The 11,983-nt window shown below is 63.8% G+C and carries 11 protein-coding genes; 7 read left to right on the top strand and 4 right to left on the bottom strand.

Going from position 1 to position 11,983, the window contains the following annotated elements; genetic code table 11:
* Positions 1-47 precede the first annotated feature (47 nt).
* Both IPP68_05355 and IPP68_05350 read right to left on the bottom strand, forming a co-directional pair.
* The gene (locus tag IPP68_05355) at positions 48-1,172 is read right to left on the bottom strand and encodes a hypothetical protein (GenBank protein ID MBL0349785.1); all 1,125 of its coding nucleotides are present in this window, start codon (positions 1,170-1,172) and stop codon (positions 48-50) included.
* Positions 1,169-1,660 carry a hypothetical protein gene (locus IPP68_05350; protein ID MBL0349784.1) on the bottom strand — a complete coding sequence of 164 codons (492 nt, stop codon included), beginning with the start codon at positions 1,658-1,660 and terminating at the stop codon, positions 1,169-1,171. Before IPP68_05350 ends, IPP68_05355 begins: the two co-directional genes overlap by 4 nt.
* Before the next feature lie 192 nt (positions 1,661-1,852).
* On the opposite strand from IPP68_05350, the gene IPP68_05345 reads away from it, so the two are divergent.
* The 6 genes from IPP68_05345 to xseB are packed head-to-tail and all read left to right on the top strand — an operon-like array spanning position 1,853 to position 7,981.
* Positions 1,853-2,317, top strand: coding sequence for a hypothetical protein (locus IPP68_05345; GenBank protein ID MBL0349783.1), 465 nt, complete (start codon positions 1,853-1,855; stop codon positions 2,315-2,317).
* A gap of 44 nt (positions 2,318-2,361) precedes the next feature.
* Positions 2,362-3,120 carry a hypothetical protein gene (locus IPP68_05340; GenBank protein MBL0349782.1) on the top strand — a complete coding sequence of 253 codons (759 nt, stop codon included), beginning with the start codon at positions 2,362-2,364 and terminating at the stop codon, positions 3,118-3,120.
* A 14-nt stretch (positions 3,121-3,134) separates the two neighbouring features.
* On the top strand, positions 3,135-5,600 hold the full coding sequence (locus IPP68_05335; GenBank protein ID MBL0349781.1) for a HEAT repeat domain-containing protein: 2,466 nt from the start codon (positions 3,135-3,137) through the stop codon (positions 5,598-5,600).
* A gap of 13 nt (positions 5,601-5,613) precedes the next feature.
* Positions 5,614-6,405: a hypothetical protein gene (locus IPP68_05330; protein ID MBL0349780.1), complete on the top strand. Its 792-nt coding sequence runs from the start codon at positions 5,614-5,616 to the stop codon at positions 6,403-6,405.
* The gene (xseA, locus tag IPP68_05325) at positions 6,372-7,763 is read left to right on the top strand and encodes an exodeoxyribonuclease VII large subunit (protein MBL0349779.1); all 1,392 of its coding nucleotides are present in this window, start codon (positions 6,372-6,374) and stop codon (positions 7,761-7,763) included. Before IPP68_05330 ends, xseA begins: the two co-directional genes overlap by 34 nt.
* Entirely contained in the window at positions 7,760-7,981 is a 222-nt protein-coding gene (gene xseB, locus IPP68_05320) for an exodeoxyribonuclease VII small subunit (protein ID MBL0349778.1), read from the top strand. Before xseA ends, xseB begins: the two co-directional genes overlap by 4 nt.
* Before the next feature lie 82 nt (positions 7,982-8,063).
* Here the strand turns inward: xseB and IPP68_05315 are convergent, their stop codons facing one another.
* Positions 8,064-8,693, bottom strand: a complete 630-nt coding sequence (locus tag IPP68_05315; protein ID MBL0349777.1) for a urate hydroxylase PuuD — start codon at positions 8,691-8,693, stop codon at positions 8,064-8,066.
* Positions 8,694-8,767: 74 nt separating this feature from the next.
* On the opposite strand from IPP68_05315, the gene IPP68_05310 reads away from it, so the two are divergent.
* Complete coding sequence (locus tag IPP68_05310; GenBank protein ID MBL0349776.1) at positions 8,768-9,238, top strand: 8-oxo-dGTP diphosphatase; 471 nt, start codon at positions 8,768-8,770, stop codon at positions 9,236-9,238.
* Here the strand turns inward: IPP68_05310 and acnA are convergent.
* Positions 9,235-11,925 carry an aconitate hydratase AcnA gene (gene acnA, locus IPP68_05305; GenBank protein MBL0349775.1) on the bottom strand — a complete coding sequence of 897 codons (2,691 nt, stop codon included), beginning with the start codon at positions 11,923-11,925 and terminating at the stop codon, positions 9,235-9,237. The genes IPP68_05310 and acnA overlap by 4 nt on opposite strands.
* Positions 11,926-11,983 lie beyond the last annotated feature (58 nt).

Below are 11,983 nucleotides of genomic sequence, written 5' to 3'. Positions count from 1 at the left end.
CCCCGGGGTTCCATCCCCTCCACCGCACGAAGCCGCCCTTCCTCTCTCTAACGCGTTCGCCGGGCCTGGCAAATCTTGAGGCGGATGTTGACGGGATGCCCGCCGCTGTCGCCGCCCGCGATGCCGCACATCAAATACATCAATTCGCCCTGGGGCACCCGGGCGACGTTGGCTTCGCCCATCAAGGTGACTTTCCCTTGAAAAGGGGGCGTCGTGACGCCGGTCACCACGGGGCGGATGTTGCCGTAGGTCCCGTTCGGCTGGAGGTCGGCGGTGAAGACGCCGTATTTCCCGGCACGCACGCTGGTCCAATAAATCTCTTTCTGGTCCGGAGAGACGGAAATTTGAGTGTCGTCGTTGGCGGTGCCCAGCCCGGGGAGGAATTGGATCGGGGTGTTGACTCCGGCCGGGGGAAAGTAGGTTCGGCAAATCCGGTGAAGGGACCCGCAGGAGCTGGCCGCGGTGTCCACTCGGCTGGATTCGAAGTAAAAGGTGGCGCCGTGCAGCAAGTCGCCCACCACGAAGCCGTTGTCGTCGTCGCAGCCGCTGTTGATGCCGGGCACGGCCGCCGGCACGGACCAACCGTCGGCGGTTCGGGACGAAAAGAAGATTCCCCGGGGGAGGCCCGTTGGAAACCGGTTGAACACCAGGAGGTCTTCGGTCAAATTGACCGCGGCGGAGGCTTCGGAAAGGGTCGGGTCGCCGTTGACGGCGTGGAAGGTTTCGACCCAGCCCCGGGGGCCCAGGTCGGCCTGAAAAATCTTAAAGGCGTCGCCGGTCATGCCCGGCCGTTGGGGGCCGGAAGGGATGTATTGAACGCCCGCCGGTGTGGGCGTGGACAGGGAGAAGTAGAATTGCCAAAAATCGTAGCGGGTGTAGCCGTAAAAAAGCCGTCGTCCGTTGCGGGTGACCATGACGGAGTCGGTCCATCCCCCATCAACGTTCACGGGGCCGGGCACTTCCCGCAGGTCCCGCCAGCCGTCGGAAAGCACGGCCCCCTCCACGGGCGCGCCCAGGGGGGCGTTCCAGGGGTCCATGAGCTGTTCGTTCCGTTCCCCGGCGACGACGGCGGCCCGTTTCTTGACCGCGCCCGCCGTTCCGAATTGGAGCGCCCAGGCGCCCGCCCCGGCCACCAAGACCAACCCCCCGACGATTCCCGAAAAATTTTTCACCGGCCGCCCCAATGCCAGTTGAGCCCCACGTTGGCGACGAAATCCAGGCCTTCGTTGGTCACGGCGCTGTCGCCGTCTTCCAAGGCGATGAAGGCCGGGCCCGCGTCCATTTCCAGGGACCAACGCCTGGCGACAAAATAATCCAAACCCAAAAAGGCCCCGCCGGTCCACCCCCGGCCCTTGACGCCGTCGATGTCGAAAGTCACTCGGTTTTCCTCGAGGCCGACGAAAAAGTTGGTCCGCGGGGCGTCGGGATTGAGGTGGTAGCGCTGGCGGAGTCCATAGACCGCCACGCCCCGCTGCTTTTGATAGTGGATTCCGAGGGACACCCGGGGAAAGGTCACGACCTGAGCGGCGACCCCGGAAGACAGGATCCCGAGGGAAGCGTCCCCTCGGCGGATTTCGCAGCGCGGGGAGGCGACGCCCCCCAGGCTCAGGGCGGCGAAGCAAAAAATGAATTTTCGATGGAGGGGGGTCCCGGCCGTCATGGTTGGCGGTCATTATACCTCGGATTTGGAAAAGTCGGTCGAACGGCCGGGGAGGCACGGAAGGTTTTAAAGAAATAGAATATTTGCGTTCCCAGGGAGGCGTCGGTGTGGAATCGCCTTGTTCGGCATGTTCCAAAAACGTTTTTCTTTTCTTTGTTAATCGCGGGCCTATTGAAGGGGGTCGCTTTCTCGATGGATGTCGTGCTTCCGGAACAATTTGAGTTTAAGTCGGCGGACGGCCGATGCAAACTGGTTTACCCGCCCCGCCGGGACCCCTGGGTGGAAACCGGGAATTCGGCGACCCGGAAGAAATACGTTTGGCGGGGCGTTCGACCGGATTTCCCTTCCGACGTCGTGCTGTCCCCGGAGGCGGGAGTGGCCTATTTTGTCGGGGGATTCGGCGACCCGGGCGTCGACCTGGGGCGCGTCGCCGTCTACGATCTGAAAACGGGCGAATCGCGAAGGACCCTCGCGTTGAAGGACGTGGTCCCCGACCTGGAAACCCTGTCCCGCCAATACTCCGACATGTCCAATTTCGAATGGATCTCCTCCCTGGACCTTTCCCCCCAGGGGAAGGACCTCGTCCTCGGGGTGTGCGGCAAGCTCAAGGTCCGGGTCCACGCGGACTCGGACGCCGTCGACGTTTTGAGAAAATAGTCCCGGGGGTCCGCCTTCGGCAAATTGGTATACTCCGTCAATAAATGAAACTTTTTACGATCTTTCGGAACGCCCGGGTTTCGGGTGCCGCGGCGCTCCTGAGCCTGCTCGCGGGGGCCCCCGCCGCGGCCAAGGACAAAGGCGAGCCGGATTATTTGACCCAGGCCGTCGACGCGGCGGGGGGGGTCGCCAAATTCGGCCGGATTGAAACGATCCAGGGCCGTTTCCTCCTGGTGCGTCCGTCGACCGCGGGCGTCGTGAACAGCGCCGTGGATTTCGCCGCCCGGCGGGTGCCCGGGGGCTGGCGTGTTTCGGAAAAGACCCTCGGGGAATCGGCCCGGATCTGGACCGCCACGGCGCCCTTCGATTTGGGAGACGCGTCCTTGGACCCCGACGGGCGCTCCTCCCGGGAGCGTTTTTACCTTCTTCTCGCGCCCTTTCATCTGGCGCAATGCCGCCTCCCCGCCCGTTATAGGGGCATGGGTTTTTTACAAAGCCGCCTGCAACGCCGTTTGAGTTTCGGGCCCGTGGCCGGAGCGCCCGAAGCTTGGACCCTTTACGTCGACACCTCCCCCGCCTTTTTGCGGGGAATGAACGCCCTCGGGGCCCCCGGAACCTGGCTGTTCGAGGGCGAGGAAATGTTTCAAAATCAGTTCTTCCTGCCGACCCGGTGGACGCGCTATTCCGCCGAGGGCAAGCGCCTGGAAGTGGTGCGGGTGGGCGACCTGGTGTTCAACGCCCTGTTGAGCCCGGATTTTTCGATGGAGCCGGTCCCCGCCCCGGGCGGACCCGCGCCGAAATAAGGAGAGACTCCCCCATGGAAGAACGAATGATTTGCCGCCGCTCCGAAGCCGCCGACGCCCGCTTCACGCTCAAGGGCTCCGAGTCCCACTACGCCCCGGACCGGACGTTCGACACCGAGCACATCCGGCTGGACCTGTCGCTGGACATCGCCAAGAAAACCCTCCGGGGCACGGCTTCAACGAAACTGCGCGCCCTGGCGGCGGGCGCGGACCGCATGGTGTTCGACGCGGTGCATTTTAAAATCGAATCGGTTCGGTCGAATGGCCGGGCGCTGCCCTTCGACTACGACGAGAAGAAACTCACCGTGCGCTTTCCCAAGCCCTTCGCGGCCGGCGCCGTCGTCCCGGTGGACGTGGCCTACCGCGTTTCCAAGCCCAAATTGGGCCTTTATTTCATCGGGCCGGACCGGGGCTACCCCGACAAGCCCGTGCAGGTGTGGACCCAGGGGGAAGACGAATACGCCCGCTACTGGTTCCCCTGCCACGATTCGCCCCAGGACCGGGTGACGACGGAAATGCTCGTGCGCGTGCCCCGGGGCTTCACCGCCGTCTCCAACGGGCGGCTCGTCAAAAAGCAAGCCCGGGGCGCCCAGACGCTTTTCCACTGGAAACAGGACATTCCCCACGCGACGTATCTGGTGACCCTGGCCGTCGGGAAATTCACCGAGATCAAAGACCGATGGCGCCGGGTGCCGGTGAACTACTACGTGACCCCCGGCCGCGAGGACGACGCCCGCCGGGCCTTCGGCAAGACGCCCAAGATGATGGAGTTTTTCTCCTCCAAAATCGGCGTGCCCTACGCCTACCCCAAATACGCCCAGGTGGCGGCCCTGGACTTCATCTACGGCGGCATGGAAAACACCAGTGCCACCACCCAGACCGCCCTGACGCTCCACGACGAACGGGCCCATTTGGACTTCTCCAGCGACCCCTTGGTGGCCCACGAACTGGCCCACCAATGGTTCGGCGACCTGCTCACCTGCCGGGACTGGGCCCACGCCTGGTTGAACGAAAGTTTCGCGACCTACTTCGAGGCCCTCTTCACCGAGTTCGACAAGGGCCCCGAGGAATTCGCCCAGGAAATCCGCCAAAACGGCGAGATCTACTTCGACGAGGACGCGGAGCACTACCGCCGCCCCATCGTGACCAAGGTCTACAAGCAGCCCTCGGACCTCTTCGACCGGCACTTGTACGAAAAGGGCTCCCGGGTCCTCCACATGATCCGGTATTTGTTGGGGGACAAGGACTTCTGGAAATCCATCCACAGCTACGTGGCGGACAACCGGGAAACGGTCGTCGAGACGCGCGATCTGTTGGACGCCATCGAAAAATCCACCGGCCGGAACCTCTCGCGGTTCTTCGACCAATGGGTCTACGGCGGCGGCCACCCCGAATACAAAGTGCGCTCCTGGTGGGACCCGAAAACCCGGGAAGCCGTGGTGCGCGTCGTGCAATCCCAAACGACCAACGGGGAGACCGGCCTCTTTGCCCTCCCCGTGGAATTCGCCTTCTGGGTAAACGGGAAAGAAAAACGGTTTAAAGAGACGGTGGAAAAGAAAACCCACCTGTTCCGTTTCAAACTGACCGGCGAACCCGCGTTGACCCTCTTCGACCCGGACCACTGGATTTTAAAGAAGGTGGATTTCCCGAAATCCGAAGCCGTCTGGCTTCGGCAGTTGGCCCTGGACCCCACGGTGCTGGGACGCAGCGACGCGGCCAAGGCCCTGGGCAAATTGGGTGGCGCGGCCGCCACCGAAGCCCTGGGGAAAGCGCTTCTCCGGGAAACTTTCTGGGGCGTCAAGGCCGACATCGCCCAAGCGCTGGGCCAGATCCGGACGCCGGCGGCCCTCCAGTTCCTGTTGCGGGCCCACGCCGTCGAAGAAAACCCCAAGGCCCGCCGCCCCATCAACGCCGCCCTGGGCGAATACCGGGAGCCCGCGGTGCGCGAGCGGCTCTGGGAAACCCTGGCCCAGGAAAAAAGCTATTTCGCCGAAACCCAGGCGCTCAAATCCCTGGCCAAGCAGGGGGACGCCGCCGTGGGCCGCCTGATCGACGAGGCGCTCGGCCGGGAATCCTGGAACGACGTGCTTCGCTCCGGCGCTTTGGAGGCCCTGACCCTGCTCCGCTCGCCCGGCGCTGTGGACACCTTGATTCGTCACACCGCCTACGGCGTGCCCCACACCCGCCGCCTGACGGCCATCCGATGCCTGGCCCAATTGGGCGGTGGACGGGAAGAGGTGTTGCGCCGGTTGACGGCCTTGTTGGAAGACCCGTATTTGCTGGTCCAAATGTCCGCCGTCCGGGCCCTGGGCCAGGTGGGCGACGAGCGCGCCGTGCCCGCCCTGGAAAAACTGACCAAGGGCGATTGGGACGGCCGCTTGATCCGAACCGCCGAGGAAGTCGTTTTGAAATTGAAAAAGAACATCGAGGATTCGCCCACGCCCAACCGCCGGGGCGGCGGCGCCCGTCGGCGTTCTTAAAAAGGCAGCGGGCGTGGGCCTCTTCGCTGTTCTCCTGCGAGACCCTCGGGGGGCGGAATTTCCGCTGGTGTCCAAGATCCTCGGAGACTTTCTCAACGTCCCCGCCATCGACGCCCAGCACAAGGCCCGGGACGCCTGGGGCTTTCTGGGCGAAAAATTGTCGGCGGAAGAGGCCCAGCGCCTGGCGGCCGGGGCCCAGGCGGCCGGGGCGCCCGCCCGGGTCGTGCCCGATTCGGAGCTCGCCGTTTCGCCCCCGTCCCAATCGGCCAACGGCGGCGGTCCCGAAAACGACGTTCTTCGCCTCACCCTGGGCCTTCCCGCCCGGGAAAAGCGAATCCCCCTGGTCGACCTCACGCTGATCGCGATCCTACCGTTCCGGGAGGAATCCACGTCGACGGTCATCCTCAAGGAGGGCCCGTCGGCCGGCGAGCGCGCCGCCAAAATGACCCTCTTGATGACCACCGGCATTCCGCTTCCCATGGGGAAATCCACGGAGATCAAAAAGACCTTGACCACCGGGGACCTCACGGTGTTCGCCGATTTGTTCACCGCCACGGAGCGCTTTCGGGTGGACGCCGGGCATTTCGGGTTTTCCGGGTTGGGCGAATCCAAAACCTGGAACGGATTGGAAAATCTGAAACGGTTCATCAAAATCATTCTTGAACGGCGGCCCGACGTGCCGCTCAACCGCGGCGCCCGCTGGGTGATGGAAAACAAAACCCTGGCGACCGCCGGTTACTCCGACCGCGGACAATTTGAAAAGGAATGCCGGTGGCTCCTCACCCTCGCGCGACTTCCCCGATAAGCGAAACGGCCGACGACGGACTGTCCGTCAGCCAGGTCAACCAGTCCATCGCCAAAACCCTGGAGGAACGGTTCTCCGAGGCCTTCTGGGTCAAGGGCGAGCTTCAGGGGTTCGATCGGGACGCGGCCAAAGCCGGCCAGCGCCGGTGGGGCCAGGTGTATTTCGAATTGATCGAGAAGGAACCGGGCGCCGACACCGTGCGCGCCAGCATCAAGGCGGTGCTCTGGGGCGACGCCCAAAACACCCTGCGCCGGAAATTGGCCGAAGTGTCCGGCGACTTGAAGCTTCAAGACGGGCTTTCGGTCAAAGTGCTCTGCACGGTGGATTTTTACTGGCCCCGGGCCTCCCTTCAGCTCAAAGTGCTGGACGTGGACCCCCATTTCACCCTGGGGGACATGGAGCGGGCCCGGCGGGAGCTCTTGGAAAAATTAAAGAAGTCCGGCCGGCTGGAAAAAAACCGTTCGTTGCCCTTCCCCGACCTCCCCCTGGGCGTGGGGCTCGTCACCTCCGACGGGAGCGCCGCCTACCACGATTTCGTCCAGGAACTGAAAAGCTCGGGCTACGCCTTCACGGTTTATTTCGTGGACGCCCACACCCAGGGCGCCGAGACCGAGCGCGACGTGTCCCGGGCCCTTCGCCAATTGGGCGCCCGTCCCGAGGTCCAAGTCGTGGCCCTGATCCGGGGCGGCGGTTCCCGGAGCGACCTGATTTGGTTCGACAAGGAAAAAATAGCGGAGGCCGTGGCGGATTGCCCCGTGCCGGTGGTGACGGGCATCGGCCACGAGATCGATTCGTCGGTGGCGGACGTGGTGGCCCACACGGCGCGCAAAACGCCGACCGCGGTGGCGCAGTTTTTGGTGGAGCGGGTGGACGCCGTGGACCGACTTCTGGCGGACCACGCCGGGGCCCTGGTCCGGGGAACCCGGGCGCTCCTGGACCGGCTGGAGCGGGATTTGTCGTCGGCGGCGGGGTCCTGGCGGGAAGCGGCCGGGGCTTCCTTGGCCCGTTCCCAGGGCGCTCTTCGGGAAAAGCGGGGCCTCCTGGCGTCGGCGCTTAAACGGCAATTGGGAATGGCCCGGGAACGTCTGCGCACCGCCCCGGACCGTCTGGGCCGGAGCGCCAAGGGCGTCCTTCTCCGGTGGTTCGAGCGGTTGGCCGCCGCCGGGCGGGAACGCGACTTGAAGGACCCCCGCCGTCTTTTGGAGCGGGGTTACAGTTTGCTGTACGCGGGCGGCCGGCTGGCCAAACGCGTTCGGGACATCAAACCGGGGGAATTCATCGAGGCCCGGTTGTCCGACGGAACACTGTCGGCCAACGTGTTGGGCGTGACCCGAACGGGGAAAGGAAAAACCGCATGAAAAAGACCGAAAGCTACACCGCGAGTTTCGAGGAGATTCAGAAAATCCTGGCCGCGTTGGAACAGGGGGACGTCGACGTGGACGTGCTCTCCGACAACGTGAAGCGGGCCGCCGAACTCATCGAGTTCTGCCGCAAACGCCTGCGGGAGACCGAACTCCAGGTCAAGAAGGTTATGGAAAAGTTTGAAGAGGACGCGGCCGAGGACGAAGAAAAATAACCGTGCGGCCTCGTCGGACTTCGGACAAACAAAAACGCCGGGGGGCGTCGGCCCCCCGGCGTTCTGTTTTAAAGAAAGTCGCCTAGGCGGATTTCCCGACGTTGGCGGACAGTTTGTACGCCGCGCTCACCGCGAACATCGCGAGGGCCGTGAAAATGAGGAAGTTCCACAGGTTGAACACGCCCAGGTGCGGGCCGGCCAACATGCCGAAGAGCATGGGGCCCGAGAGGAACGTGTTGATCCGGCTGAACTTGGCCGCCCGGGCGCGGACCGCGGGCAATTCCTCCGGCGTCGCCTTGGGCGTGCCGCAGAGGCCGAGGATCCGTTTCTGCGCCGGCCAGATGACGAACCAGACGTTGAACCACATGATCGATCCGAAGAGCATCCCGGTCATGACCCAGAGGGCCCGGCCGGTGACGCCTTCGGTGTCGCTGAAGAGGTTGGTGGGGCCCCAGCCGATGCCGGGGGAGTACATGTAGTTCAAGGTGAAGAGGACCCAGCCCGCCAGGAAGGTGACCATGGCGCCCCAGCGGAACCACCAGAGGGCCCGGGGAATGAGTTGGGGGTTGACGGCTTTTTTCGTCGCGTCGTCGATGGTCGCTTGGAAGGGGAGATTCACGAAATTGAAGAAGTAGAGATGGCCGATCCAGGCGATGCCCGCGATCACGTGAAGCCAGCGGAACAGGAGATGCGTGTGGGTAAACAGGTCCATGGGTCCTCCGGAGCTAAAATATATACAATGTTGTCCTATTTTAATAATTCCCCGGAAGGGACGCAAGAACGCCGATGAAACTCGCCACGCTTTGTTATCTGCGCCGGAACGGGCGCACGCTCATGATGCACCGGGTCAAAATGAAAAACGACCTTCACGCGGGCAAATGGAACGGCCTGGGCGGCAAATTCCTACCGGGGGAGAGCCCCGAGGAATGCGTGATCCGGGAAGTGCGGGAGGAGAGCGGCTTGAAAATCACGACTCCCGCCTTGAAGGGGTTTCTGAGTTTTCCGGGGTTCGACGGCGAGGACGACTGGTACGTCTGGGTGTTCGAAGCGCGGCGGTTCGCCGGGCGGCTCCGGACGTCGGACGAAGGCGATTTGTCCTGGATCCCGGACGCCCGGGTGCCCCGGCTTCCCCTCTGGGAAGGGGACCGTCTGTTTCTGAAATGGATGAAGGGCCGGCGGCTGTTTTCGGGGAAACTGGTTTACAAGAAGGGCCGGCTCAAATCCCACCGGGTCTCGTTTTACCCCGCCGCGCGTTAACCTTTTTTTAGGATTTGCCGGAGCACGGCGGGCAATATGCCGCCGTGGGCCAGATACTCCACTTCCACCGGGGTGTCCACCCGGGCCACCGCCTGGAAAGTCGACGTGGACCCGTTTTCCCGCCGGACCGTCACCGTTAGTTTCGCCTTGGGCGACAATCCCGCCACGCCCGCGATATCGAAAATTTCCCGTCCCGTGAGGCTCAGGGTGTCCCGGGTTTCCCCCGGCAAAAACTGCAGGGGCAGGACGCCCATGCCCACCAGATTGGATCGGTGAATGCGCTCGTAGCTCTCGGCGATCACCGCCCGCACGCCCAACAGCCGCGTTCCCTTGGCCGCCCAGTCCCGGGAGGAGCCGGTGCCGTATTCCTTCCCCGCGATCACGATGAGGGAAACGCCTTCCCGGGCGTAGCGTTGGGCCGCGTCGTAAATGGCCAAACGCTCGTCCGAGGGCCGGTGAAGCGTCACGCCCCCTTCGACGCCCGGGACCATCAAATTCTTCAGGCGAATGTTGGCGAAGGTGCCGCGGATCATCACTTCGTGGTTGCCGCGCCGCGCGCCGTAGGAGTTGAATTCTTTTTTGGTCACGCCCAGGGAGATCAAATACTTGCCCGCGGGGCTGTCCTCGGCGATGGAACCGGCCGGGGAAATGTGGTCGGTGGTGACCGAATCCCCCAGCACCGCCAAGGGCCGGAGGCCCTTCAGGTCCGCCAGCACGCCGGATTCCAGGGTCATGCCGTCGAAATACGGCGGGTGCTTGATGTAGGTGGACGCGGGGTCCCAGGCGTAAAGGTCGCCGGTCGGAACGTTCAGAGAATTCCAGTGGTCGTCGCCGTCGGCCACGGTGCGGTAGCGTTCCCGGAACATGTCGGCCCGGACGGACGATTGAAGCACGTCCCGGATTTCCGCTTCCGTGGGCCAAACGTCCTTGAGGAACACCGAACTTCCGTCGGATCCGATGCCCAGGGGTTCCCGGGTCAAATCCAAATCCAGGCGGCCGGCCAGGGCGTAGGCCACGACCAGGGGGGGGGACGCCAGGTAATTGGCTTTGACGTGAGGGTTGATGCGGCCTTCGAAGTTTCGGTTGCCGGAGAGAACCGCCGCGGCGACGAGACGACCTTCCTTGATGGCCTTGGACACGGCTTCCGGAAGGGGTCCGCTGTTGCCGATGCAGGTCGTACACCCGTAGCCCACCAAATGAAAACCGAGCTTGTCCAAATAGGTCGAAAGGCCGGCGGCGTTCAAATAATCCGTCACCACCCGGGACCCGGGGGCGAGGCTGGTTTTGATGTGGGGCGCGACGGAAAGGCCCCGCTCCACCGCTTTTTTGGCCAGGAGCCCGGCGGCGATCAACACCGACGGATTGGAGGTGTTGGTGCAACTGGTGATGGCGGCCAGGACCACGGCGCCGTGGCCGATGGTCGTCACGTGGCCGTTGGATTCGACGCGGACTTTGCGGGAGATCTCCTCGGCCGGGATTTCAAAACCGCGGTCCTTGACGGGGGCCGCCAGGGACTTTTGAAAGGACGCCTTGGCGTCGGATAGAGGCACCCGGTCCTGGGGCCGCTTGGGACCCGCCAGGGAGGGGACGATGGTGGAGAGGTCCAACTCCAACAGATCGGAATATTCGGGGACGGGAGAGGTCGGCGTCCGGAAAAGGCCCTGGGCTTTGAGGTAGCTTTCCGTCCGATGGAGGTCGTCTTCGGTGCGCCCGGTGAGGCGCAGGTAGGCCAGGGTTTCCGGGTCGACCGGGAAAAAGCCCATGGTGGCGCCGTATTCGGGGGCCATGTTGGCGATGGTGGCGCGGTCCGGCAGGGAGAGCTGATCCAAGCCCGGGCCGACGAATTCGACGAATTTGCCGACCACGTTTTTCTTTCGCAAAAGCTGGGTGACGGTCAGCACCGCGTCGGTGGCCGTGGCCCCGGCGGGCAGGCGGCCGGTCAGGCGCACGCCGATCACCTCGGGCAGGAGCATGGACAGGGGCTGGCCCAGCAGGGCGGCTTCGGCTTCGATGCCGCCCACGCCCCAGCCCAGGACGCCCAGGCCGTTGATCATGGTGGTGTGGGAATCGGTGCCGATCACGGTGTCGAAGAAGAGAACGCCGTCCCGCTTGATGACGACGGGGGCCAGGTATTCCAAATTCACCTGGTGGACGATCCCCATATCGGGGGGGATGGCCCGGAAATTCCGCAGGGCCTTCTGGCCCCACTTCAAAAAGACGTAGCGCTCGCGGTTGCGGGCGTATTCGGTCTCCACGTTGGCGCCGAAGGCCTCGGCGGACCCGAAGGCGTCGACTTGGACGGAGTGGTCGATCACGAGGTCGACCGGGAAAAGCGGGTTGATCTTTTTGGGGTCCACCCCCGCGGCCCGGGCGGCGTCGCGCATGGCGGCCAAATCCACCACCACGGGGACCCCGGTGAAATCCTGCAGGAGAACGCGCGCGGCGATGAAGGGGATTTCTTTTTCCGGCAAATTTTTGGGCACCCAATGCAGGAGGGTTTCGACGTCTTTCCGCGTGACCAGGCGGCCGTCCTCGTTGCGCAGGGCGTTTTCCAACAGGATTCGGATGGAGTAGGGAAGGCGGGACACGTTGGCCACGCCCTTTTCCTCCAGGGTCGGAAGACGAAAATAATGGGGACCGCCCGGGGTCAGGTGAACTTTGGTGCCGAAGGAATTGGTGGAAGACATGGTCGCTCCGTTTGGAAAGTCTTCGGATTTTACAAAATCGCCGGGCGTCGGCCGGTGG

This window comes from Elusimicrobiota bacterium (assembly GCA_016722575.1).
Taxonomy (GTDB): Bacteria; Elusimicrobiota; Elusimicrobia; order FEN-1173; family FEN-1173; genus JADKIY01.
This window is presented reverse-complemented; position numbering and strand designations above follow the sequence as displayed.